Genomic DNA, 22,511 nt, shown 5'->3' with positions numbered 1-22,511 from the left:
TACCACTTGCGCGGGGGAGCTCCCCCGCGAGAAATGGACGCGCCATCCTCAACGAAGGCCGAGGCTGATGGTTCCGGGGCAGCCAGCGGCGATCCCGCGATTCCAACTGTTAGGCGCTGATTAGTGACACAATCACAACAAGTTGCGCGATCGGTGGTGGCGCGGGATGACGAAAATCAAGGGCTGCGGCACGGAAGCGCAGCATGGGGTCCAGGTCGCGTGTTCAGTGGAATAAAGAGTATTGGTATCAGGGTGTTACGACGTGGCGACAATTATGGTATAGATAGCGCAATATGGCGGCGTGACGTTGACAGCAAATCCGCCGGGGGCCTAGTTTGGCTCAAATTCCGCCGGCCGCAAAAATAAAAGTTGTGTCATGAACATGAACGTCGCCAAGCTTTCCTACGATCAGTCGATCGCCCTCACCTTCAAGAACAAGCGTGGGAATTACGGCGATCTTGGCTACGATCCCGTGTTCCGCGCCGCCGCCCTGTTCCTGGCGGTGGTCAATCCGCGGGTCAAGACGCGCGTCGTCTTCATGAATTACTGGCAGATCAAGAACGGCGTTACCGATGGCAGCGTCCTGGCGACCATCCGTGACCAGGACGGCAAGCGCGTGGCGCGCCAGTACTGGAAACTGGATCAGGTCGCCTTTGACATCGATGTCGGCGAGATGCTGGGTAATCCGGCCGAATTCATGGGCTCGATCGAAGTCGAAATTCACTCTTCCGAAGACCTCAAATTCGCCTTTCCGGCCCTGGATGTGATCTACGAGACGCCCAAGGGCTTGACCTATGTCCATACCTGCCAGCGCAAGTTCAACAATACCGAAGATGCCATGCGCGGCACGCGGTTCAATCCGCGCCAATCGGCCTTCGATCTCATCACCACGAATGGCAGCCGGCCTTTCTTCTCGTTGATCAACGGCTCGCGCGCGGTTGCCGCTGCTTCAGCGCGGATCGAGGTCATCAATCACAAGGGCGCGACGCTGCGCCACGAGCAATCCTTTGGTGAACTGGTGCCCTTCGCGGCGCGGCTGGTGGAACTGACGGATATTCCCGGCCTCAACGATTTTCTGGCCGGCGAGCCGGGCTATTGCGTGGTGGACCTCGACACCAATGACGTCTTCTGCCGCCTGACCTGCGGCAATCTCGGCGCCGATTTCGAGACCATGTCGGTGACGCATTCCTTCTACGATTGCCGCAAGTTCGACGATTACTACACGGCCGACGACATCCACTGCTTCTTCCCGCTGAACTATGTCGAAGGGCTGGATGTCGAGGTCGTGTTCTATCCGATCCTCAGCCCCTCGCTGCTCAAGATCACGTTGGAAGAGCGTGCGCCGAACGGTGATGTTGCGCAGACCTATCTGGTCAACGACAATTACGACGGTTCCGGCCAGGACATGCTGCGCTTCAACCTCACGGATTTTCTGGCCGGTCAAGGTGTCCAGCCGCGCGAGGTGCTCTATGTCCTGCGCGTCGTTGCGCATGACGGCAAGGTTCCGGCACGCATCCCGATCGGCCTCAATTACCGCACGGCGGCTTCGCCCGGCGTCAACATCAACACCTCGGCCATGTTCACCACGGCGTTTCGTGCCAAGCAGCGCAGCTATATGTGGGGCCCGCTGCCCCTGCGTGAGGGCGGCAAGAACTGGCTGATGATCGCGCATCTCAGCGATCCGGTGCCGCAGGCGGAAACTTCCGAAGGCGAACTCACCGTCTGGATCGATGACGAGATCGTGCTGAAGAAGAACATGACCTCGCGCCATGGCGAGGCGATCAACCTGGAAATGGAAAAGCTGCTGCCGGCCGGCAAGGTTGCCGCCAATCTCGGCAAGACCGCCTGGTACGTCTTTGAATCAGCCTCGGTCGCCTATACCGCCAACCAGATCTTCGTCAGCGCCGACGGGCATGTCGGCGGCGATCACTCGTTCTGAGGCGATTCCAGCCGCCGGAGAATCTCCGGCCGCAAATGACGCTCGTCGATGTAATCCGCGGGCGTGAGGGCGAAAGGCCGCGGATCGTAGCCACCGATCACCTTGATCCCCATCTCCGCCGCAAGTGACCGCGCCGCCGCCTCGGCTGCCTTGAGGCCGTCGCAGATGGTCTGGTTTTGGCAATCCCAAACACGGGGATGATAGGACGGGATGAGCAGTGCCACCTCTATCTTGCGTTGCCGCAGCCAGGTGATGATTGCCTTCCATTCCGTGATGGCTTCGGCGTCGGTAAAGGGCTCTTCGATGCGATAGCCGCCGTCTTCGAGGGGGCGCATCGGATCGCGGTTGAGGAGAAATTGCGGATAGCCCAAGGTGCCGTCCGGCATGAAGCGCATGTAATCGCCGGGATCGCCCGCAGCGCCGGCAGGCTGGGCCGCCGCTTCCTCGGCGTCTTCCTGCTCCTTGCGCAGGACGCGCCAATTGCGGTCGAGATAGGCATAGGTGAAAAGGCGGAAGATGGCGGGCGTTTCCGGATCGCCGCTGAGGTCATCGCGCCTGGGTAGGCCGATGGCCTCGCGCCCCTGCCAGAAAGCCGGCTCGACCTCGCGCCAGCGGCGGTCCTGATTGAGCTTGAAACCCCAGGGATCGATGCCGAAGAGAACCAGGCGTGTCGTCTCCTTCGCGCCGACAATGCCGGCAAACATGCCGGCATCCTCGAGTGCTGCGCCGGATACGCCGAGATTGACGGTCTCGGTGCAGTGCGATTCGAGATAGGGCAGGGTGTCGCGGTTGGCGATCATGATCTGGCTGGAGCCGATGATGTAGCAATCGGCCTTGGTCGTTTGCGCAAGCCTGGCCTTGATGCGGCGTTCCTGCGAGGAATAGCGGATGCCAGCCGGTGTGCTACGCATCTCGGCCACGTAATCGCCGATCTCGTCGCCGCGCCAGGGATGCATGTCGAGGAGCAGATTGTTGGCATCGACCGATATGTTGAAGGCGGCGACGCCCGCCAGCAACAGGGCCGCGGTGCCGATCGTGATGGTGGCGAGCTTGGTTTGTCGCAACATGGATTTTCCCGCCGCCTAGAAATCGAAATAGAGGAATTCGGAATCGGGCGAGATCGCCACGATGCCGAGGGCGAGTACCACGCCGCCGGCCACCGACCAGTACCAGGTCGGCCGCCAGATGAAGAGGCGCGCGAGGCGGCTGCGCAGAGGCGCCACCTCCAATTCGCCGAGGTTGCAATAGAGCGACCAGCGCTGCAGCATCTGCGGCATGTTGGGGAGGATGAGGGTGGCGAGGAAGGCGCCGACGATCAGGATCATCTCGTCCGTTCCCAAGGCGCGCCGGATCTCGCGGGGGCCGTCGGAGAGGCCATTGGCACCGAACATCGCCCCCACGATCTCGAGCGCCGTCTGAAGATCGGGTGCACGGAAGAAGACCCAGGCGATGGCCACGGCGGCGAAGGTGATGAGCCAGGCGAGCGGCGTCAGAATGGCACGCGGGATCGCACGGCCGATGGGCAGGTATCGCCAGGCGTGATTGATCACGAGATAGAGACCGTGGAGCCCACCCCAAATGACGAAGGTCCAGGCGGCGCCATGCCACAACCCACCCAGCAGCATGGTGATCATCAGATTGACGTAACGCCGCGTCGGTCCCTTGCGGTTGCCGCCCAGCGGATAATAGAGGTAGTTCCGCAGGAAGCGCGACAGGGTGATATGCCAGCGCCGCCAGAAATCGATGATGTTGGCAGCCTTGTAGGGCGAGAGGAAATTGACCGGCAGGCGCAGGCCGAACATGAGTGCCAGGCCACAGGCCATGTCGGAATAGGCCGAGAAATCGAAATAGAGCTGCATGGTGTAGGCGAGCGCGCCCGCCCATCCCTGCACCAGGCCGATCTCGCCGCCGCCAGCCACGAAATTGAAGATCGTGTCCACCGAGGGGCTGATGGAATCCGCGATCATGGTCTTTTTGACAAGGCCGATCGCGAACAGGAAAAGGCCCGGCACCAGCGTGCGGGGAATCCGGCCATGACGTCCGAGTTCCGCCATCTGCGGCAGCAATTCCTGGGGATGCACCAGCGGACCCGCGATGCAATGCGGGAAGAAGGTCACGAAGCCCAGATATTGCATCAGCGTGTAGCGCGGGCATTCGCCGCGATAGGCGTCGACCAGATAGGCAATCTGCTGGAAGGTATAGAACGAGATGCCGAGCGGCAGGATGATATGGGCGAAATTCCAGTCGATCGCGACCAGCGATTGGAAGTTCTCCATGAAGAAATTGGCGTATTTGAAATAGCCGAGCAGCGTGAGGTTGGCAGCGATGCCAAGGATCAGCGCAAGGCGTCGCTGTCCCTGCGGCCGCGCCGTCGCGAACAGGATCTGCGACAGCGAGAAATTGAAGAGGCCGGTGCCGAGCAGGATGAAAAGATAACTCCAGTTCCACCAGCCGTAGAAGAACAGCGACGAGGCCACCAGCCAGGCCAGCGCGAAGCGCGGCTCGGTCCAGCGCATCAATATCCAGAAGGTCACCCATGTGACCGGCAGGAAGATGAAGATGAATTCAAAGGAGTTGAAAAGCATTCAATCGACCAAGGCTCCCGGTGGCGTCGCGTCGGGAGGCGCAAAAGAAGTTAATGAAATTAATGGGCGTGCTGATCCCCGTCAGCCGGAGCATCTAATCCGAGTGGCGGGTGGCAATCAAGAGCGGAGGCCCCGCGTCCAGCGCCGGGCGTGGAAGAAGAGGGTGGCGTGGCCGCGGGCATCGTCGATCGGCTTATGGGTGTGATTGATGCCGACGGTCAGCGGGGCGGGGTAAGCGGGCTGAGCGCTGGAATAGGGGAGGTTGGCCGCCGCCCGAACGTAAGACGGCACATCGATGCCGCCCCCGGCAAAGGGCGAGGTGACGTCGAAGGGCCCCTGCAAAGCGCGCTGGTCGACGAATTTCCGCAAATACCAATCCAGCCAGAAGGCATCGAACAGGATCGGGTGGCAGCACAGCACGCGCTCCTCTGGGAGCGTCGCGGCCCAGGCGACGAAATCGGACATCACCAGCGCGGGATCTTGCGGGTCGGTGTTGATGAAGGCCCAGGCTTCCGGGACCGTTGCCCAGAACTGCATGGTCTTGGGGCTGCGCCCGGCGCCGGGCAGGGGCGCGAGGTTGCGGGCAAAGTGGCCGATCTCGCGCTCCTCCTCGTCATAGGCGGCGCAGGCGAAACTCAACATGGAATGGCGTCCGGGATCGGGGCCGTCCACTTCGATATCGAGGAAACAATAGGTGAAGCTGGTTCCATTCATGTGCGTTTGATCAGTTGTTGTGAATTGGTCTCTGGACGGCCGGAAAGAGGGCCTCAGTATAAGAGAATATTAACCTTGTCACTCAAGGATGGCAGTCACGCCGACCTTGCGAAAGTGCCATGTATTCCCTGACGCCGTCCATGCTGACCGGGGTTTCGCAGCTCGATGCCGAGCATCAAGACCTCGTGCTTGCGATCAATCTGATCGAGGAGGCCGAACACCGCCATGCCGTTCCGGACCTCATCAAGCGTCTGATCGCCTTCAAGGATGAGATGGCGTTGCATTTCCGCCACGAAGAGACCTATCTAGATCTGCTGCGCTACCCGGCGCGAGATGCCCATGCCAAACATCACGCCGAAACCCTTGTGGCACTCGCCCGCATGGCCGAAGAACTGGATGACGGCCGGCTCGAGCCTGGTGACATTGCCGCGGCGTGCTTCAATGAATTGCTTGGTACTGTCCTGATGATGGATATGCGGTTTCTGAACTGGCATGCCGAGCAGAAGCGCAGAGCTGGAAAGTAATCAGCCGTTCATTATGCATGCCGCGCGATTTTGTGCCGGATCGGGGCGGCGGTTCAGCGCATCTCAAACATTTCCTGATGGAAATCCGCCGCAGGAAAGCCGTGCTTGGCAAAGTCCTGGCGCAAGGTCTCGCCGAGGGCGGATGGGCCGCAGAACCAAAGGCTGGCCGACCGCCAGCCCGGCACCGCGGCACGGATGCGCTCGCCGCTCAGCAACCCATCCCTGGCATCGACGAGGACATGGAGGGACACGTTCGCAGCCTTTGCGTCGGCCGTGAGCTTATCGATGGCTACTTGCGAAAAATCGGCCGTCGGATGGAACAGGAATATCTCCTGAGCACCCGGCGAGCGGGCCAGATACTTCATGCGGGCGATGAAGGGCGTAATGCCGATGCCGGCGCCCACCCAGATCTGACAGGCATGTTTGCCGCGAAAGTCGAAACAGCCATAGGGACCTTCCACTGTCACCGACATGCCGGCTTTCAGCCACGTCTTCAGCCTGGCGGTGTGGTCGCCGAGTGCCTTTGTGATGAAGACGACGCGACGTTCATCGGGATCCCAGGCGGACGCGATGGTGTAGGGATGCGCGCCCTCGTCCTTGCGGGACGTGACGAACGCGAATTGGCCGGCGCTGTGGCCCGGCCATGATTGATCGCTCAGCCGGATGGAGGTTTCGAGCACGCGCAATTCCGGATAGTCGATGATCGATTCGATCTCGCCCTGCACTTTGCGCCCGGAACCGATGCGGCCCAGCAAGCAGGCCATCGCCGCCAGAGTGCCGGCCAGCAACAACACCGCGACCGCCCAGCCAATCGGTTGCGTCCAGTACGCGAACTTCACGAGGATCGCGGCATGGTAGACAAAAACGAGATAGAGTGCCGCCAGCCATTTATGCGTTTTGACGAACAAATGGTAGGGGAAGCGCTTCCACAGGGCCAAGACGATCAGCGCGACGGCCGCGTAGAATGCCCACTCGCCCAGAAATTCGGCCACGCCGCGCTGCGTGCGCAGCAAACTCTCGACCGGGCCCAAAGTTTGCGTTGCGGACGAACCCCGTTCGGGCCGCGCGAGCATGCCCCAGCCGACCATCCATTTGGTTCCTTGCGCCCACCACCAGTGGATCAAGCCGAAGACGAGCGCTGTGATGCCCAGCCATTTGTGCAGCCGGTACATCTTGTCCAGCCCATTCAGATAAGGCTCGAGCCATTTCAGGCGAAGGGCGAGGACCAGCGCCGCGCTCATGGTGCCCACGGCAATAATGCCGGTGTATTGCACCAGAACGGATCGAAGCGAGAAATAGGTGAAGGGTGCCGGTAGCATCGTGTCTGCCAGTGTCCAAAGTACCGTGAGCGCAAAGATAAGCGCGATGAACGCCAGCTTGATATTAATCATTTCACACCCGCGCGGGCTGATGCATGGACCCTTTACAGATATCCCACGCGCGGCCGATGTCCATGCGCAAGATCAAGGCACGAAAAAATCAAGGCAAGCCGCAAAGGAAGGCGCGGGCGCCGAAGCGCATCTTTGATGGACGCTCGGCAGGGTAGCGTTATAAATATTCCGACCGATTGATTTCAGGGGAGATGCGGCATGGAGCGCTTCACCGGTGGTTGCCTGTGCGGCAAGGTTCGCATTGTGGCGACGGGGCTCCCCTACCGGGTCGGCCTTTGCCATTGTCTCGACTGCCGCAAGCATCACGGGGCGCTGTTTCACGCTTCCGCGATATTCCCCCAGGAGGCGGTGACGATCGAGGGCGAAACCCGCGACTATGCCGGGCGGTTTTTCTGCCCCCATTGCGGCTCGTCGGTTTTTTCACGCAGCGCCGATGAAATCGAAGTGAACCTGGGATCCCTGGATTCCCCCGACCAACTGAAGCCCACCTACGAACTCTGGACCATCCGCCGCGAGTCCTGGTTGCCGCCATTTCCGCTCGCCAGACGATACGAGCGTGATCGTGACGATACGGGCCGCTTCGAGGAATAGGCGACGCGGACGGCTACACGGCAATCGAGCGGCCTTCGGACGTCACGCCGTCGACAATGATGTTCCCGATGCCGCGTGAGCAAGGCTCGATGCGGGCTTCTACACGATAGACGTCGCGCAGGAGCGCCGGCGTGATGATGTCCGCCGACCGCCCGCTGGCGACCAGGCTGCCATTCGCGATCACGATCACCTGGTCGCAGAAGCGCAAGGCGTGATGTAGGTCGTGGAGCGCGATCAGCACGACCATGCCGCGCCGGCGTGCGAGATGGCGCATGTAGCTGAGCACTTCGACCTGCCGGGAAAGGTCGAGCGCCGAAGTGGGCTCGTCCATCAGCAGAACATCCGGTTCGCGTACCAGTGTCTGCGCGAGGCTGGCAAGCTGCCTCTGGCCGCCGGAAAGCTCGCCTATGTTTCTGAAGGCGATGTTGCCGATACCGAGTGCCGAGATCGTCTCGTCAATGCGAGCCAGATCGTCGTCGCTGACTGACCAGCCAGCACCCTGCTTGCGCGCGAGCAGCACCGATTCGTAGACGCTGAGCACCGCATTGACCGAGTTGTCCTGCGGCATGTAGCAGATGCGTTTGTGTCCTGCGCGCGTGCCTTCCACATGGACTTGCCCCGGACCGTCGAGCAATCCCGCCGCGCGCTTCAGCAGGGTGGATTTGCCGGCAGCATTGGGTCCGATGACGGCGACGACTTCACCCCCGGTGAACACCGGGGTGGTCACGTTCTGGAGAGGCAGGCTCTTGCCATAGCGCGCGCCGACAGACTCGAAACGGATCGTTACCATGGACATGTCACGATGCCCGTCCAGGCCGGGACAATATGAGCGAGACGAAAAACGGGATTCCGATCAGGGAGGTGACCACGCCGATGGGGAAGATCGTGCCGGGAATAAGCGACTTGCTGACCACGGAACTGAGCGAGAGGATCAATGCGCCGGACAGCGCCGAGGCGGGCAGAAAGAAGCGCTGGTCCTCGCCGATCAGCATGCGGGCAATATGCGGGCCGACGAGTCCGATAAAGCCGATCGTGCCGACGAAGGCGACGGGAATGGCCGCCAGCAGGCTGACCAGCATCAGGGTTTCAAGGCGCAGCCGTCGGACCTTGACGCCGAGGCTTGCGGCCTTGTCTTCGCCGAGCCGCAGCGCGGTGAGCGCCCAGGCGCGCCGGACAAAGACCGGCAGAACGGCGGCAAATACCAGCGCCGTAACGCCGAGCTTGGGCCAGGTCGCCTTGATCAGGCTGCCCATCGTCCAGAACACGACGGCGGACAGGGCTTCGGTAGAGGCAAAGAACTGAACCAGCGCCAGCAGGGCGTTGAAGGTGAACACCATCGCAATGCCAAGTAATACGACGGTTTCGACGGTCACGCCGCGTCTGGCACTGAGCAGATGGATCAGCAGGGCCGCCAGCATGGCCATCACGAAAGCGTTTGCCGGCACGACGTAGCCGATGGCGGCCGGAATGAAGGCAACACCGAAGGCAAGCGCCAAGGCCGCACCGAAACTGGCAGCCGCAGAGATACCGAGTGTAAAGGGGCTGGCCAGCGGATTGTTCAGGATGGTTTGCATCTGCGCGCCCGCCACCGCGAGTGCCGCGCCGACGACGATGGCCATCAGCGCGATCGGCATGCGGATTTCCCACAGCACCACACGGACCTGCAGCGGCACGGCATCCGGCATCAGGAGCCCCTGCACCACGTCGTCGAGGCCATATTGTGCCGGCCCCAAGGCGAGATCGACGCAGAAACTGAAGACCAGCGCAACCGAAAGCCCGGCAAGAATGAGCTGGCGCCGCCAGATGAGGGCGCGGTAGCGCCCGCGCCCTCCCTTGGCATCTATCTCGATGGTAGTCGCCGCCTCACTGGGCATCGGTCAGCGACACCCAATATCCCGGCCGGTAGGGAACGGGGAGGAACCTTTCGTGCAATTCCCGAAACGTGGCCTCTGGATCGAGGTCGGCGAAGAGTTCCGGATGCAGCCACTTCGCCATCTGCTGGATGCCGACGAACTGATAGGGGCTGTTGTAGAATTGGTGCCAGATGGCGTGCATCCGGCCGGTTTCAACCGCCTTCACGCCGGTCATCGCCGGACGTTTGGCGAGAGCCGCCAGCTTCTCTCTGGCCGCTTCCATGTTGCGGCCAGGTGCCACGCCGACCCAGGCGCCGCCCGGCACATAGGCTTCCCACCAGCCGCCCGTGACGATGATCTGGTCCGGGTCGGCGGCGATGATCTGCTCCGGGTTTACGCTGCCGAACGTCGCGGGAATGATATCCTTGGCGATGTTCGTGCCACCCGCCATCTCGACGAACTTGCCGAAATTGTCATCGCCGAAACTCATGCAGCATTCCTCGGAATAGCCGCCGGCGCGATCGATGAAGACGGTGGGTCGGGTGGGGTTGGCTTTATCGATGACGTCGGTGACGCGCTTGATTTCCGCCTGCCGCCAGGCGACGAACTCTTCCGCCCGCTCGCTCTTGCCGATGAGGTGGCCGAACAGGCGCATGCTGGGCTCGGTGTTGGCGAAGGGGTGCTCGCGGAAATCGACATAGACCAGCGGTATGCCGGCTGCGGCCAGCTTCTCGATATAGCGGGCATCCTCGGTCGCCTGCTTTGATTCAATGTTCATGATGACGACATCCGGCTTCAGCGAGACGGCCTGTTCCACGTCGAACGAGCCGTCCTTGAAGCCGCCAAAAGTCGGAATGTCGGCGATACGCGGGAACTTCGCGAGATAGGCGGCGTAGCTGTCCGGGTCCGCCTGGCTGAGGTCTTCGCGCCAGCCGACCACCCGCTTGAACGGGTCTTCGGTATCGAGGGCGGCCAGCAGATAGATCTGCCGTCCCTCGCCCAGGATGATCCGCTCCACGGGGATGCTGACCTCGACCTCGCGCCCGGCGATGTCAGTTACGGTCACCGTTTCGGCCCTGGCGGTCATCGCCAGGGACAAAATACCCAGGGCCACCCCAATGGCCATGGTGGCGATCCCTCGAAAAGTCATGTTGCTCTCGCTGTGAAGGTAGAAACTGGGATCGTTTATATGCGAGTGAATATTATTCGCAATAACTTTCGCCGCGAAGTGCCTATCGCACGGGCGAATAGCAGCTTGCTGCTAACTAATTGAAAAAGGGGCGCACCTCAGAGGATGCAACGGGGCATCGGTGCGCAATTGTGATCGCGTGCTGAATCGGGCTGGAAAGCGGCGCCTCATTTCCCCCGCGCTTGCACATGCCGCGCGAGTTTGTCGAGCGTCTGGCCGCCATACTCGAAGGCGCCAAACCCAATCGTCTCGTCGCGGCGTGCCTTGGTCGGGTGCATCTGGCGCAAGGTGACGATGGTCTTGCCGTTGGCCTGTTCGTCGAAGGTCAACAGCATTCGAAACGCCGATGGGTCTTGATCCTGGTCGGAGCCGTGATCAACCTCGATCAAGGCCGGCGCCTCCAGCCGGAGAAAAGACATGCGGTTGCCGTAACGCGTTCCGTCCGGCGCAATCATGTCGAAGCGCCATTGTCCGCCAACGCGGATGTCGATCGCCTTCGTCTCGATCGCGAACCCCTCCGGCCCAAACCATGCCGGCAATTGCACCGGATCAGTCCAGGCTTCGAAGACGAGGCTGCGCGGCGCATCGACCAGGCGCGTGATGACGATCTCGCGATCGAGCGGCCATTCGGACCACGGCGACGGGCGGGCGTTGGCCATATCACTCATCGTTGCGGATCTCCTTCTTGCGGCGCTGAATGTGGGCCTCCATCCGGTCAAGCCGCGCGGTCCAGAGGCGGAGGTGTTCGCTGAGCCAGGTGTCCGTCTGGCGCAGCGCCTCCGGTTTGAGGGCGCAGACGCGAACCCGGCCGTTCTTGCGCGTCTCCAGAAATCCGCCGTCCTCAAGGACGCGGATGTGTTTCAAGAATGTCGGCAGGCCGATGCTGAACGGCTCGGCAAGTTCGCTCACCGATGCCTCGCCTAGGCACAAGCGCGCCACAACCGCGCGACGTGTCGGATCAGAGAGAGCGGCGAATGCGCGGTCGAGTTGCGGCTGTTTGTTTTCCATGTGGAAAAGTATTAGGGGAGCGGTTATCGGCCGTCAAGATACTTTGCCGATTGGCGAAGTATGGGGTGCAAACGCAGGTCGGCGCCGCTGTTGCCGCGATCGACGTCGTACGGGGTTGATTGGCTTGAAATGGCGCACCCGAGACGATTCGAACGTCCGACCTTTGCCTTCGGAGGGCAACGCTCTATCCAGCTGAGCTACGGGTGCATGCCGTCTGTGGACCCCTCTGGGGTCGTAACGACTTAGCTGGGGCGGAACATACCTAGGGCGATCCATAACCGCAAGCCCCGGGAAAAGGGGGCCTTTTCAGGCGGCAAACCGGTCGATCACCGTGATTCCGGCCCCGGTGAAGGAATCGAGGGCGGCCAGGGCCGCGCCGGCTTCGGAAAGGGCGATCCGGCGCTTGATCAGGGGGTTGAGGTCGAGATGGCCGGATTCCACCATGGCGAGGAGCGGGCGGAAGCCCTGAGCCGGCATGCCGCGGGAGCCCAGGAGGCTCACTTGCCGCGCATAGAGGATGTCGAGGAGCGGCAGGGGGACGGTGACGTGGTGGCCCACCGGCATGCCGATCTGCACATGGCGGCCGAATTTCCGCAGCGAGCGGATCGAATTGTCGAAGGTTTGCGTGATGCCCAGCGCGTCCACGGAGATATGGACGCCGCCGCCGGTAAGATCGCGGATGGCGGTGCCGAGATCGGGCGCGGTCGCATTGACCGTGATCTCGGCGCCGGCCGCCTTGGCGAGGGCCAATGATTCATCGCGGATGTCGGTGGCGATGACGCGGGCACCGATGGCCCGCGCGATCATGATGGCGGAGAGACCGACGCCACCCGATCCATGCACGGCGACCCATTCGCCGGGCCGCACCTGGCCGCGCTCGACCAAAGCCTGGAAGGCGGTGGTGACGCGACAGCCCATGGCCGCCGCCAGTTCGAAGGAAAGGCTTTCCGGCAAAGGCACCAGATTGAAATCGGCGCGCGGGATCGCGATCCGCTCGGCGAAGGCGCCCCAGATTGCAAAGCCCACGGTGATCTGATCGTTGCAGATGGTGGCGTGGCCGCTCTGGCAATCCGGGCAGATGCCGCAGCCCAGGATGAAGGGGGCGGTGACCCGGTCGCCCTTCTTGAAGCGGCGGCAGAGCGGACCCACTTCGGTGACGATCCCTGAGAATTCATGGCCCGGCACATGGGGCAGCGTGATGGGATCGGCGCCGCTCCAGCTGTGATGGTCGGACCGGCACACGCCGCAGGCCTTCACCTCGACGATGGCGCCATCCGGCGGGCAGGCCGGGTCCGGCAGATCGCGGATTTCCAGAGGCTGGCGATAGGTCTCGAAGATGGCGGCGCGCATGTTGCTCACTCGCAGGAATCAAAGGGCGGTTCTGTTGCTGCCGGTATAGCCGATTGGCGCTAAGCTGTCTGCCGCGTGACCCCATCTTTGAGAATCGCCATGCCCTTGAAGCCACCTAAAGCCCCGATGCCCGAGCCGGAAATCCTCGCCTTGCAGGCATTGGCCTATATCCTGGCGGATGACGATCGGCGGAACCGGTTTCTCGGCCTCACGGGGCTCGATCCCGAGGCGGTGCGGCGCCTGCCGCAGGATCCGGCGGGGCTTGGGGCGGTGCTCGATCATCTCCTGGGCTGGGAGCCGGAGTTGCTGGCCTTCAGCGAAGAGATCGGCGTGCCGCCGGCATTGATCGCAGCCGCGCGCCGGCATTTGCCGGGCGGCGACATGATGGATTGAGCCTGCCTCAGGCCGCGGGTTGGCGGCGGGTGAGTTCGAGGAAGATGTCCTCGAGATCGGTTTCGACCGTGGTGAGGTCGACGATCTCGATCCCGGTCGAGCGGATCGCATCCAGAACCGTGGCAAAGCGCGTGTCGGACGGGCGGTAGTGCAGTTTCAAATGCCGCGCATCCTTGAGCTCGGCGGCGAAGGGGGTGAGAGCGGCCGGCACGCTCGCAAGATCGGCGCCGAGGGTCAGCAGGACTTCCTTGGTGTCGAGGCGGCTCACCAGTTTCGCCGTGGGCTCGCAGGCGATCACCTTGCCGTTGTTGATGATGGCGATCTGATCGCAGAGCTCTTCCGCTTCCTCGAGGTAATGGGTGGTGAGGAGGATGGTGACGCCCTGGGCATTGAGTTCGCGCACATAGGCCCAGAGCTGCTGGCGGAGTTCCACGTCGACACCGGCGGTGGGTTCGTCGAGCACCAGGACCGGCGGGTTGTGGACCATGGCCTTCGCCACCATCAGGCGCCGCCGCATGCCCCCGGAAAGGGTGCGGGCATAGGCATCGGCCTTGTCGGCAAGGCTGAGAGCCTCCAGCAATTCCATTGAACGACGCTCGGCCTTGGGCACGCCATACATACCGGCCTGGAGGTCGAGCAGCGCTTTCGGCGTGAAGAAGGGATCGATATTGAGTTCCTGCGGCACCACGCCGATCGCCGCGGCCGCATGCCGGGGATCGCGATCGAGATCGATGTCCCAGATTTTGACGCTACCCTCGGTCTTCCTGACCAATTGGGCCATGATGTTGATGAGGGTCGATTTTCCGGCGCCATTGGGGCCGAGCAGGCCGAAAATCCCACCCCGGGGAATGGCGAGATCGACATGGTCGAGGGCGAGCTTGCCTTCCGCCTGGCCCTTATTGGGGGCATAGCGCTTGACCAATCCCTTGATCGAGACGGCAAGGTCCGGCAAAGAAGCGGCGGAATTGGGAGCCATGGTCGGAGTCGCGCCCTTTGCGGCTGGGGTTGGGCAGATAGGGGCCTAGCCCAATATGGCCTGGCCAAGGTTGATTTCAATCCGGCCGCCTGCCTATCATCGCCCCCAAGCAGCGTCAATCTTCAGCCGAGTAGCCAAAATGGAACCTGTCGAGACTGAAACCGTCACGGAAAGCCGCGTTGCCTGCAATGGCGGCGGGGGGCCAAGCGGCCATCCCAAGGTCTATCTCAATCTCGGCGCCGAAGGGCATGTGGATTGCCCCTATTGCGGCAAGCGCTTCGTCCTCAAAGAGGGTGCAGCGGCCCATGCTCATTGATGCAGGGCCCATTGATCGGGCCGGTCGATGAGTGAGACAGCCAGGAAGCCCGATCACGTCTATCTGGTGGACGGTTCGGGTTACATCTTTCGTGCCTTCCATGCTTTGCCGCCGCTGACAAGGAGCGACGGCACGCCGGTCAATGCGGTGTTGGGCTTTACCAACATGCTGCTGAAGCTCATCGAGGATGCCGACGCGGAATATATCGCGGTCATCTTCGATGCCGGCCGCAAGACCTTCCGCAACGAGATCTATGCCGAATACAAGGCGCACCGCCCGGAAGCGCCGCCCGAGCTCGTTCCGCAATTTGCCCTCATCCGCGAGGCGACGCGCGCCTTCAATGTGCCGGCGCTGGAGATCAAGGGCTATGAAGCCGACGATCTCATCGCCACCTATGCCTCGCAGGCGGCCGCCCAGGGCCACGACGTCACCATCGTCTCGTCCGACAAGGATCTGATGCAATTGGTGAGCGACCGCATCCATCTCTTCGACCCGATGAAGAACCGCAAGATCGGCGCGGCGGAGGTGGTGGAGAAATTCGGTGTCGCGCCGGACAAGGTGATCGATGTGCAATCTTTGGCCGGCGATTCCTCTGACAATGTGCCGGGTGTGCCCGGCATCGGCATCAAGACGGCGGCCGAGCTTATCAACACCTATGGCGATCTCGATACGCTGCTGGCCCGCGCCGGCGAGATCAAGCAGCCTAAGCGGCGCGAAAACCTTCAGGCCAATGCCGATCTCGCGCGGATCAGCCGCGATCTGGTGACATTGAAGCGCGACGTGCCGCTGGAGGTGCCGCTCGACGATCTTACCAAGCGCGGCATCGATGGCGCGGCGGCGGTCGCCTTCCTGCAGCAGAATGAATTCCGTTCCCTCATCGCCAAGGTGCAGGCGCGGCTCGGCGAGGCGGCGATCAAGGCCGCGCGGAGCGTCGGTACAAATGCCGCGCCGGCGCCGGATACCAAAGTGCAGATCGATGCCGATCCGGCGGTCTTTTCCGGCGGCTATGAATTGGTGCAGGAAGAAGCGCAACTCGAATCCTGGATCGCGCGAGCACGCAAGGCGGGATCGCTTGCCTTCGACATCGAGACCACCTCGCTCAACATCGTCGAGGCGAAACTGGTGGGCGTGTCGCTGGCTGTTGCCCCCAACGCCGCCTGCTATGTGCCGGTGGGGCATGTGGGTGTGGCCGGCGACCTGCTGGGTGGCAGCACCGAGCGGCCGAAGCAAATTCCGCTCGATCGTGCCCTGGCATTGTTGAAGCCGCTCCTGGAAGACCCGTCGGTTCTCAAGATCGGCCACAACATCAAATACGACATGGCGGTGATGAAGCGCTATGGCCTGGACGTAACGCCGATCGACGATTCCATGCTGATCTCCTATGTGCTGGAAGGCGGCGCCCATGGCCACGGCATGGACGAGCTTGCCAAGCTGCATTTCGGTTACGACACGATCAAGTTCAACGACGTGGCGGGCAGCGGCAAGTCGCAGGTGACCTTCGATCACGTGCCGCTGGACAAGGCGCTCGCCTATGCCGCCGAGGATGCCGATGTCACCTGGCGGCTGCATCATCTCTTGAAGCCGCGTCTGGTGGCCGAGCGCCTGACCACGATCTACGAGACCATCGAGCGGCCCTTGATCAAGGTCGTGGCCGATATGGAGCTGGCGGGCGTCAAGATCGACGCCGCGGAACTCGGTCGCATGTCGCAGGATTTCGCCAAGCGCATGGTCGAGATCGAGCGCGAGATCCATCAGATCGCCGGCACCGAATTCAATGTCGGCTCGCCCAAGCAATTGGGCGAGGTGCTGTTCGACCAGCTGAAGCTGCCAGGCGGCAAGAAGGGCAAGACCGGCGCCTACGGGACCGGCGCCGACGTGCTCGAGGAACTCACCGTGACCTCGGGTCATCCGCTGCCGCAGAAGATCCTCGATTGGCGGCAATTGTCGAAATTGAAGAGCACCTATACCGATGCGCTGCCGCTGGCCATCAATGCCGAGACGGGGCGCGTCCATACCTCGTTCGCGCTGGCGGCCACATCGACCGGGCGCTTGGCCTCGACCGATCCCAATCTCCAGAATATTCCCATCCGGACGGAAGAGGGGCGGAAGATCCGCCGCGCCTTCGTGGCCGAGCCCGGACATGTGCTGATGTCGGTCGATTACAGCCAGATCGAATTGCGCCTTGCGGCCGAGATGGCCGAGATTCAGCCATTGAAGGATGCCTTCCGCGACGGCGCCGACATTCACGCGATGACGGCGAGCCAGGTCTTCGGCGTGCCGGTCGAAGGCATGGACCCGATGGTGCGCCGGAAGGCCAAGGCGATCAATTTCGGTATCATCTACGGCATCTCGGCCTTTGGCCTCGCCCAGCAACTCGGCATTCCGCAGGGCGAGGCGAAGGCCTATATCGATGCCTATTTCAAGCGCTATCCGGGCATCCGCGATTACATGGAGCGGATGAAGAAATTCGCGCGCGAGAAGGGCTATGTCGAGACATTGTTCGGCCGTCGCTGCCATGTGCCGGGGATCAACGACAAGAACCCGGCACGGCGCAGCTTCATGGAACGCGCCGCCATCAACGCGCCGCTGCAAGGGACCGCCGCCGACATCATCAAGCGCGCCATGATCCGCATGCCGGAAGCACTCGCCAAAGCCGGCCTCAAAGCGCGCATGCTCCTGCAGGTGCATGACGAACTTCTGTTCGAAGTGCCTTCGGGGGAGGTCGAAGCGACCGGGCCGGTGGTGAAAAGGATCATGGAACAGGCGCCGCTGCCGGCGCGCGAGATTTCCGTGCCGCTCATCGCCGAGGTTGGCACCGGCCCGAATTGGGCCGAGGCGCATTGAGCCGTGGATGTCTGTCTAAGTCGCAAAGGCCTTCTCGCATCATGCGCGTACGGTTGCGTTCTGCTGCTGATGGGATGGGTATTCAGCCATCTCGACGGTACGGTAACCAATCGACTGGAAGCGCTGATCAGCGCTTGCCTACGTGGTTTGGGTTTTTTGGGTCTGGGCGTATCCTTCCTGGTGCTGACTTGGTCGTTTTCGCGACTCGCGCGACCTCGACCGGCGCTGCAATTCGACGAGAAGGGCATAACGGTGACGGCGACCGGTCCTTTCTCCGGGTTCATTGCGTGGTCCGAAATAAAGTCCGGTTGCGTCGGCAGCTATCGCGGCTGTTCGACACTTGATATCACGGTTGCGGACCGCAAGGCGGTGATTTCTCGGTTGCCACTGTGGCGTCGTGCATGCCTTTGCCTAGTGTTTCCCTTCTCAGCGACTCTTGTCCAGATACCTGCGTTCCTGCTGAGTGCTGACGTCGGCGATATCGTGAAAAAGATCGAGGCGCAGAAGAAAGCGCCACCAGTCGTTTGGTGAAGCGTAGGCGCACAAACGAAAACGGCCGGCGTTTTCGCGCCGGCCGTTCGCGTTTCAGACCAAGCCCTTATCAGTAAGGCGAGAGCGCGTTGACGAGAGCCTGGCCGTTGGGGTTCGAGACCTTGCGGTCGATGACGATCCATTGCGGGAGCGTGCCGGCGCCGTAATAGGCGGCGTTCCAATCGTCCTTGCGCAAGATGCCGGCGCCGTTGAAGCTGACGCCGCCGAAAAGACCCGAGGTCTTGGCGAAGGTGTAGACATCGGCATCGAGATTGGTGGTGGTGTTGGCGCCCACACCCTTGCCGATCGGGCCAGCCGCGATCGACATGTCGCCGCCGAATTTCATCTGGTCGTTGAGCACGGCCTGGAGCGCCTTGTCGCTCATGATCGTGAAGACGGTCTCCGAGAGCTGGCCGCCGATCTGGAGGCCCAGCGAACCGGCCGCCAGGGTATAGAAGGCCGGCTGGCTCCAGCCCTGATTGGGATCGCGCACCATCAGAACGCCGTTGCCGCCTTCGCCGCCGATGACGAAGCCTGCCTTGAAGATCTCGGGGAAGATCATCACGGCCTTGGCACGTTTCAGGTAGCCCGGCAGCTCGCCGAATTCATAGGAGCCGATCAGCTTCTCGAAGGTGATGCGCGATTTGTCGATCAACTCCTGCTGGGGCGTGAGTGCCTGGCTGGTTCCGGCCTGACCCAGGAGCAAGGTGACAGCCAAGACCGCCAGAGCGGCCATTTTACGCAGAATGGTCATGGTCTCTCTCCCAATGTGCAGCGTCGCAACGCCCAGTCGGCAATTCCGTGCCAATTAATTTTTAAGGCAGGATTAAGGCAGCCGCGACTCGGAGCGTGAAGTCAGTTCAGAGATAACCTCAGGGACGAGTCCGCGCAATGAGCGCGGATGCCGCGATCACGCAGGTTTGACGAGCGCCATGTAATTGACGTCGAGATCGCGGCTGAGATGGAAGGAATCCTTGAAGGGATTGTAGGCGACGCCGGTCAGTTCGGCGATGGCGAGGTCATGCCGCCGCAGGCCGCGCGCCAGTTCCGACGGACGGATGAATCGGTTCCAGTCATGGGTGCCTCTGGGCAGCCAGCGCAGGATGTATTCGGCGCCGATGATGGCCATGGCATAGCTCTTCGCGGTGCGGCTCATGGTCGCCATGAAGAGGAGGCCGTTTGGTTTCAGCAGGCCCGAGAGGGCAGCCAGGAAGGCATCGACATCGGCCACATGCTCGACGATTTCCATGGCCAGAACGACATCGAATTTCCGCCCCTCCGCCACCAGATCCTCGGCGGGGCAGGGCAGATAGGTCACCTGCAGGCCGGTCTGCTCGGCATGAATCCGGGCGATCTCGACATTGCGCCGGGTGGCGTCGATACCCGTCGCCTCGGCCCCCAGCCGCGCCATGGGCTCGGTCAGGAGCCCCCCGCCACAGCCGACATCGACCAGGCTGAGCCCCGAGAGTGGCTCAGGCGAATTGGGATCGCGGCCGAAATGGACCGCCACCTTGTCCCGGATATAGCTCACCCGGACGGGATTGAGGCGATGGAGGGGCCGGAACTTGCCGCTGGGGTCCCACCAGGCCTCGGCCATGGCGGCGAACTTCTCGATCTCGGCGGGATCGATCGTCGAACCGGCTTTGGTCGAATTTTGGGCAGTGCTCTGCCCGGTTTTTGGCGGTTGCGCGGTAGCCTGGCCTGGAGACATGGGGAAATCCATCAAGCGATTGAAAAATAGGCAGGGAATCCGGCCGGCACCCTTGCGCCCAAAGCTGGCCTTGAGTATGGATACGCGCGCCCGGCAAAACAAGATTGCAACCGCCACGATTTCGCCGCCCCTTCGTCTGGCTGTTTTGGCTCGATGGACAGCTCAAACGGCTGGCTTGGCACGGAATTCGCGGACAGCCTGACTTTGCCGGCAGCCAGACGCTAAATCTGGGCAGTAACTGGGGCGGTAGGTAGGGCTATTCCCGATGCAAGCAGCGGCGACAGGGGTTGGGGCCAAGAAGGCCCGAATCGTGATGAAATTCGGCGGCACGTCGGTCGCCAATATTGAAAGAATCAAGGCCGTCGCCCAGCGCGTCAAACGCGAGGTCGATGCCGGAAACGAAGTGGCCGTGGTGGTTTCGGCGATGTCGGGCGTCACCAATCAATTGGTCGATTGGGCCAAGGAACTGGCCCCGCTCCATGACGCCCGGGAATATGACGTGGTGGTGGCCTCGGGCGAGCAGGTGACCTGCGGTCTGACCGCGATCGCCCTCCAGGAATTGGGTGTCGATGCGCGTTCCTGGCTCGGCTGGCAGGTGCCGATCAAAACCGACGACGCCCATGGCAAGGCGCGCATCGTCGACATTCCCTGCGACGACCTCAACCGGCGTTTCGCCGCCGGCCAGGTCGCGGTCTTTGCCGGTTTCCAGGGTATCGGCTCGGACAACCGGGTGACGACATTGGGACGCGGCGGTTCGGATACCTCGGCGGTGGCGCTGGCGGCGGCGGTTGGTGCCGATCGCTGCGACATCTTCACCGATGTGGACGGCGTCTATACGACCGATCCCAGGATCGTCGCCAAGGCAAGAAAGCTCGACAAGATCACGTATGAGGAAATGCTGGAGATGGCGTCGCTGGGCGCCAAGGTCCTGCAGATCCGTTCGGTTGAAATGGCCATGAAGCACCGTGTGCGGCTGCAGGTCCTCTCCAGCTTCGAGGACAAGCCCGGCACGATGGTGGTGGATGAGGAAGAGATCATGGAAAAGGAATTGGTGAGCGGCATCGCCTATAGCCGCGACGAGGCGAAGATTACGCTGACGCGGGTCGCCGACAAGCCGGGTGTGGCTGCCGGCATCTTCGGTCCGCTGGCCGATGCCAACGTCAATGTCGACATGATCGTCCAGAACATCGCCGAGGACGGCCAGACCACCGACATGACCTTCACCGTCTCGAAGGGCGATTTCGACCGCGCCAAGCAGGTGCTGGAAGCCAATCGCGACAAGCTGGTGTTCCGCGATCTCATTTCCGACAGCAATGTCGTCAAGGTCTCGGTGATCGGCGTCGGCATGCGCTCTCATGCCGGCATCGCGCAGCGCATGTTCAAGGCGCTGGCCGAGAAGGGCATCAACATCCAGGTCATCTCGACCTCCGAAATCAAGATCAGCGTGCTGGTGGCCGAGGAATATACGGAACTTGCCGTGCGCGCCTTGCACACGGCCTACGGTCTCGATTCAGAGTAAGCTTCAGCCGGATTAGAAGGAGACCAGCCCATGGACCGAGCCCACGCACTCGCTCACCTGGATGAGCTGTGGCAGCGGGGGCGCATGTTCCTGGGCACGCGCTATGCCATCATGGGCGGCGCCATGACCTGGGTCTCGGAGCGCAACCTGGTCTCGGCGATCTCGAATGCCGGCGGCTTCGGCGTGATCGCGTCGGGCTCGATGCCGCCGCACATCCTGGAAGCGGAGCTGAAGGCGACGCGGGGCATGACCGACGCGCCCTTCGGCGTCAATTTGATCACGCTCCATCCGCAGCTCGATCAATTGATCGATGTCTGCCTCGATCTCAAAATGTCGCATATCGTGCTGGCGGGCGGGCTGCCGCCGGGGGCTGCCTTGAAGCGGATCAAGGAAGGCGGGGCCAAGGTTCTGTGCTTCGCGCCCGCCGTCGCTATCGCGAAGAAGCTGGTGAAATCCGGCTGCGATGCCATCGTCATCGAGGGCATGGAAGCGGGCGGCCATATCGGCCCGGTCTCGACCAGCGTGCTCGCCCAGGAAATCCTGCCGGTCATTCGCGAGGTGCCGGTCTTCGTCGCGGGCGGTATCGGCCGCGGCCAGGCGATGCTGGGCTATCTCGAAATGGGTGCCTCCGGCGTGCAATTGGGCACACGCTTCGTCTGCGCCACGGAATCGATCGCGCATCAGAAATTCAAGCTGGCCTTCATCCGCGGTGCCGCGCGCGACGCGGTGCCGTCGACCCAGATCGATCCGCGCTTTCCCGTCATTCCGGTGCGGGCGCTGGCCAATGACGGCACGCGGAAATTCATGGAGATGCAGCGCCAGGTGATCGACCGCTTCAATGCGGGCGAACTTGACCAGAAGGCCGCGCAGCTGGAGATCGAACATTTCTGGGCCGGTGCGCTGCGGCGCGCCGTGATCGACGGCGACGTCGAAACCGGATCGGTCATGGCCGGGCAATCGGTCGGCATGGTGAGCAAGGAAGAGCCGACGGCGGCGATCATCCAGGATCTCATCGATGGCGCGGTGGAGGCCCTCGCCGACCGGCATCAGATCTTCCAAGAGATTTCGGGAGGCTGA

22 protein-coding genes and 1 tRNA gene are annotated in these 22,511 nt (G+C 62.2%); 9 read left to right on the top strand and 14 right to left on the bottom strand.

From position 1 onward, the window contains the following. Positions 1-376: 376 nt before the first annotated feature. On the top strand, positions 377-1,939 hold the full coding sequence (locus tag ACE3PR_RS20335) for a hypothetical protein (protein ID WP_374375903.1): 1,563 nt from the start codon (positions 377-379) through the stop codon (positions 1,937-1,939). On the opposite strand, the gene ACE3PR_RS20330 is transcribed toward ACE3PR_RS20335, so the two are convergent. The 3 genes from ACE3PR_RS20330 to ACE3PR_RS20320 all read right to left on the bottom strand — a co-directional run bounded on the left by ACE3PR_RS20330 (position 1,927) and on the right by ACE3PR_RS20320 (position 5,238). Continuing rightward, positions 1,927-3,006: a hypothetical protein gene (locus ACE3PR_RS20330; protein ID WP_374375901.1), complete on the bottom strand. Its 1,080-nt coding sequence runs from the start codon at positions 3,004-3,006 to the stop codon at positions 1,927-1,929. The two genes, ACE3PR_RS20335 and ACE3PR_RS20330, sit on opposite strands and share 13 nt — an antisense overlap. 15 nt (positions 3,007-3,021) lie before the next feature. Beyond that, positions 3,022-4,524, bottom strand: coding sequence for an MBOAT family protein (locus tag ACE3PR_RS20325; protein WP_374375899.1), 1,503 nt, complete (start codon positions 4,522-4,524; stop codon positions 3,022-3,024). A gap of 117 nt (positions 4,525-4,641) precedes the next feature. Continuing rightward, a complete protein-coding gene (locus tag ACE3PR_RS20320; protein WP_374375896.1) occupies positions 4,642-5,238 on the bottom strand; it encodes a hypothetical protein in 597 nt (198 codons plus the stop codon). A gap of 119 nt (positions 5,239-5,357) precedes the next feature. Between ACE3PR_RS20320 and ACE3PR_RS20315 the strand changes: the two genes are divergently transcribed. Further along, the gene (locus ACE3PR_RS20315; protein ID WP_374375894.1) at positions 5,358-5,762 is read left to right on the top strand and encodes a bacteriohemerythrin; all 405 of its coding nucleotides are present in this window, start codon (positions 5,358-5,360) and stop codon (positions 5,760-5,762) included. A gap of 53 nt (positions 5,763-5,815) precedes the next feature. Here ACE3PR_RS20315 and ACE3PR_RS20310 read toward each other — a convergent pair whose 3' ends face one another. Beyond that, complete coding sequence (locus ACE3PR_RS20310) at positions 5,816-7,153, bottom strand: ferric reductase-like transmembrane domain-containing protein (protein ID WP_374375892.1); 1,338 nt, start codon at positions 7,151-7,153, stop codon at positions 5,816-5,818. 198 nt (positions 7,154-7,351) lie between these two features. Between ACE3PR_RS20310 and ACE3PR_RS20305 the strand changes: the two genes are divergently transcribed. Beyond that, the gene (locus tag ACE3PR_RS20305) at positions 7,352-7,744 is read left to right on the top strand and encodes a GFA family protein (protein WP_374375888.1); all 393 of its coding nucleotides are present in this window, start codon (positions 7,352-7,354) and stop codon (positions 7,742-7,744) included. Between the two features lie 13 nt (positions 7,745-7,757). Here ACE3PR_RS20305 and ACE3PR_RS20300 read toward each other — a convergent pair whose 3' ends face one another. The 7 genes from ACE3PR_RS20300 to ACE3PR_RS20270 form a co-directional block, all read right to left on the bottom strand. Beyond that, positions 7,758-8,534, bottom strand: a complete 777-nt coding sequence (locus ACE3PR_RS20300) for an ABC transporter ATP-binding protein (protein ID WP_374375885.1) — start codon at positions 8,532-8,534, stop codon at positions 7,758-7,760. A gap of 7 nt (positions 8,535-8,541) precedes the next feature. Beyond that, positions 8,542-9,618 carry a FecCD family ABC transporter permease gene (locus ACE3PR_RS20295; protein ID WP_374375882.1) on the bottom strand — a complete coding sequence of 359 codons (1,077 nt, stop codon included), beginning with the start codon at positions 9,616-9,618 and terminating at the stop codon, positions 8,542-8,544. Continuing rightward, positions 9,608-10,723, bottom strand: a complete 1,116-nt coding sequence (locus tag ACE3PR_RS20290; protein WP_374375880.1) for an ABC transporter substrate-binding protein — start codon at positions 10,721-10,723, stop codon at positions 9,608-9,610. Before ACE3PR_RS20290 ends, ACE3PR_RS20295 begins: the two co-directional genes overlap by 11 nt. A gap of 230 nt (positions 10,724-10,953) precedes the next feature. Further along, the gene (locus tag ACE3PR_RS20285; protein ID WP_374375877.1) at positions 10,954-11,454 is read right to left on the bottom strand and encodes an SRPBCC family protein; all 501 of its coding nucleotides are present in this window, start codon (positions 11,452-11,454) and stop codon (positions 10,954-10,956) included. Continuing rightward, entirely contained in the window at positions 11,447-11,794 is a 348-nt protein-coding gene (locus ACE3PR_RS20280) for an ArsR/SmtB family transcription factor (protein ID WP_374375875.1), read from the bottom strand. The genes ACE3PR_RS20285 and ACE3PR_RS20280 overlap by 8 nt, the downstream gene beginning before the upstream one ends. Positions 11,795-11,924: 130 nt before the next feature. Continuing rightward, positions 11,925-12,001 (bottom strand) — tRNA-Arg (locus ACE3PR_RS20275). Between the two features lie 99 nt (positions 12,002-12,100). Further along, on the bottom strand, positions 12,101-13,144 hold the full coding sequence (locus tag ACE3PR_RS20270; protein ID WP_374375965.1) for a zinc-dependent alcohol dehydrogenase family protein: 1,044 nt from the start codon (positions 13,142-13,144) through the stop codon (positions 12,101-12,103). Positions 13,145-13,270: 126 nt separating this feature from the next. On the opposite strand from ACE3PR_RS20270, the gene ACE3PR_RS20265 reads away from it, so the two are divergent. Further along, positions 13,271-13,537, top strand: a complete 267-nt coding sequence (locus ACE3PR_RS20265) for a DUF3572 domain-containing protein (protein ID WP_374375873.1) — start codon at positions 13,271-13,273, stop codon at positions 13,535-13,537. Between the two features lie 7 nt (positions 13,538-13,544). Here the strand turns inward: ACE3PR_RS20265 and ACE3PR_RS20260 are convergent, their stop codons facing one another. After that, positions 13,545-14,513 (bottom strand): ABC transporter ATP-binding protein, encoded by a 969-nt coding sequence (locus tag ACE3PR_RS20260; protein WP_374375870.1) that lies wholly within the window; start codon positions 14,511-14,513, stop codon positions 13,545-13,547. 139 nt (positions 14,514-14,652) lie between these two features. On the opposite strand from ACE3PR_RS20260, the gene ACE3PR_RS20255 reads away from it, so the two are divergent. The 3 genes from ACE3PR_RS20255 to ACE3PR_RS20245 are packed head-to-tail and all read left to right on the top strand — an operon-like array spanning position 14,653 to position 18,204. Then, positions 14,653-14,829 carry a zinc-finger domain-containing protein gene (locus tag ACE3PR_RS20255; protein ID WP_374375867.1) on the top strand — a complete coding sequence of 59 codons (177 nt, stop codon included), beginning with the start codon at positions 14,653-14,655 and terminating at the stop codon, positions 14,827-14,829. 27 nt (positions 14,830-14,856) lie between these two features. Next, positions 14,857-17,673 (top strand): DNA polymerase I, encoded by a 2,817-nt coding sequence (gene polA / locus ACE3PR_RS20250; protein WP_374375865.1) that lies wholly within the window; start codon positions 14,857-14,859, stop codon positions 17,671-17,673. 3 nt (positions 17,674-17,676) lie between these two features. Next, positions 17,677-18,204, top strand: a complete 528-nt coding sequence (locus ACE3PR_RS20245; RefSeq protein WP_374375863.1) for an STM3941 family protein — start codon at positions 17,677-17,679, stop codon at positions 18,202-18,204. Positions 18,205-18,274: 70 nt separating this feature from the next. Here ACE3PR_RS20245 and ACE3PR_RS20240 read toward each other — a convergent pair whose 3' ends face one another. Further along, entirely contained in the window at positions 18,275-18,958 is a 684-nt protein-coding gene (locus ACE3PR_RS20240; RefSeq protein WP_374375860.1) for a lipid-binding SYLF domain-containing protein, read from the bottom strand. Positions 18,959-19,114: 156 nt separating this feature from the next. Beyond that, positions 19,115-19,915, bottom strand: coding sequence for a bifunctional 2-polyprenyl-6-hydroxyphenol methylase/3-demethylubiquinol 3-O-methyltransferase UbiG (gene ubiG, locus ACE3PR_RS20235; RefSeq protein WP_374375857.1), 801 nt, complete (start codon positions 19,913-19,915; stop codon positions 19,115-19,117). A 313-nt stretch (positions 19,916-20,228) separates the two neighbouring features. Here ubiG and ACE3PR_RS20230 point away from each other — a divergent pair, with 313 nt between their 5' ends. Together ACE3PR_RS20230 and ACE3PR_RS20225 are read left to right on the top strand one after the other, a co-directional pair. Next, a complete protein-coding gene (locus ACE3PR_RS20230) occupies positions 20,229-21,434 on the top strand; it encodes an aspartate kinase (protein WP_374375962.1) in 1,206 nt (401 codons plus the stop codon). Between the two features lie 30 nt (positions 21,435-21,464). Then, positions 21,465-22,511, top strand: coding sequence for an NAD(P)H-dependent flavin oxidoreductase (locus ACE3PR_RS20225; RefSeq protein WP_374375854.1), 1,047 nt, complete (start codon positions 21,465-21,467; stop codon positions 22,509-22,511).

It is taken from the genome of Dongia sp., from assembly GCF_041909655.1.
Lineage (GTDB): Bacteria > Pseudomonadota > Alphaproteobacteria > Dongiales > Dongiaceae > Dongia.
The sequence above is the reverse complement of the archived record's forward strand: the minus strand, read 5'-3'. Positions and strand labels throughout refer to the sequence as shown.

Bases quoted from the DNA above. Each gene is read 5' to 3' on its own strand.
- ACE3PR_RS20335 (WP_374375903.1), top strand. From the start codon at position 377: ATGAACATGAACGTCGCCAAGCTTTCCTACGATCAGTCGATCGCCCTC.
- ACE3PR_RS20330 (WP_374375901.1), bottom strand. From the start codon at position 3,006: ATGTTGCGACAAACCAAGCTCGCCACCATCACGATCGGCACCGCGGCC.
- ACE3PR_RS20325 (WP_374375899.1), bottom strand. From the start codon at position 4,524: ATGCTTTTCAACTCCTTTGAATTCATCTTCATCTTCCTGCCGGTCACA.
- ACE3PR_RS20320 (WP_374375896.1), bottom strand. From the start codon at position 5,238: ATGAATGGAACCAGCTTCACCTATTGTTTCCTCGATATCGAAGTGGAC.
- ACE3PR_RS20315 (WP_374375894.1), top strand. From the start codon at position 5,358: ATGTATTCCCTGACGCCGTCCATGCTGACCGGGGTTTCGCAGCTCGAT.
- ACE3PR_RS20310 (WP_374375892.1), bottom strand. From the start codon at position 7,153: ATGATTAATATCAAGCTGGCGTTCATCGCGCTTATCTTTGCGCTCACG.
- ACE3PR_RS20305 (WP_374375888.1), top strand. From the start codon at position 7,352: ATGGAGCGCTTCACCGGTGGTTGCCTGTGCGGCAAGGTTCGCATTGTG.
- ACE3PR_RS20300 (WP_374375885.1), bottom strand. From the start codon at position 8,534: ATGGTAACGATCCGTTTCGAGTCTGTCGGCGCGCGCTATGGCAAGAGC.
- ACE3PR_RS20295 (WP_374375882.1), bottom strand. From the start codon at position 9,618: ATGCCCAGTGAGGCGGCGACTACCATCGAGATAGATGCCAAGGGAGGG.
- ACE3PR_RS20290 (WP_374375880.1), bottom strand. From the start codon at position 10,723: ATGGCCATTGGGGTGGCCCTGGGTATTTTGTCCCTGGCGATGACCGCC.
- ACE3PR_RS20285 (WP_374375877.1), bottom strand. From the start codon at position 11,454: ATGAGTGATATGGCCAACGCCCGCCCGTCGCCGTGGTCCGAATGGCCG.
- ACE3PR_RS20280 (WP_374375875.1), bottom strand. From the start codon at position 11,794: ATGGAAAACAAACAGCCGCAACTCGACCGCGCATTCGCCGCTCTCTCT.
- ACE3PR_RS20270 (WP_374375965.1), bottom strand. From the start codon at position 13,144: ATGCGCGCCGCCATCTTCGAGACCTATCGCCAGCCTCTGGAAATCCGC.
- ACE3PR_RS20265 (WP_374375873.1), top strand. From the start codon at position 13,271: ATGCCCGAGCCGGAAATCCTCGCCTTGCAGGCATTGGCCTATATCCTG.
- ACE3PR_RS20260 (WP_374375870.1), bottom strand. From the start codon at position 14,513: ATGGCTCCCAATTCCGCCGCTTCTTTGCCGGACCTTGCCGTCTCGATC.
- ACE3PR_RS20255 (WP_374375867.1), top strand. From the start codon at position 14,653: ATGGAACCTGTCGAGACTGAAACCGTCACGGAAAGCCGCGTTGCCTGC.
- polA (WP_374375865.1), top strand. From the start codon at position 14,857: ATGAGTGAGACAGCCAGGAAGCCCGATCACGTCTATCTGGTGGACGGT.
- ACE3PR_RS20240 (WP_374375860.1), bottom strand. From the start codon at position 18,958: ATGACCATTCTGCGTAAAATGGCCGCTCTGGCGGTCTTGGCTGTCACC.
- ubiG (WP_374375857.1), bottom strand. From the start codon at position 19,915: ATGTCTCCAGGCCAGGCTACCGCGCAACCGCCAAAAACCGGGCAGAGC.
- ACE3PR_RS20230 (WP_374375962.1), top strand. From the start codon at position 20,229: ATGAAATTCGGCGGCACGTCGGTCGCCAATATTGAAAGAATCAAGGCC.
- ACE3PR_RS20225 (WP_374375854.1), top strand. From the start codon at position 21,465: ATGGACCGAGCCCACGCACTCGCTCACCTGGATGAGCTGTGGCAGCGG.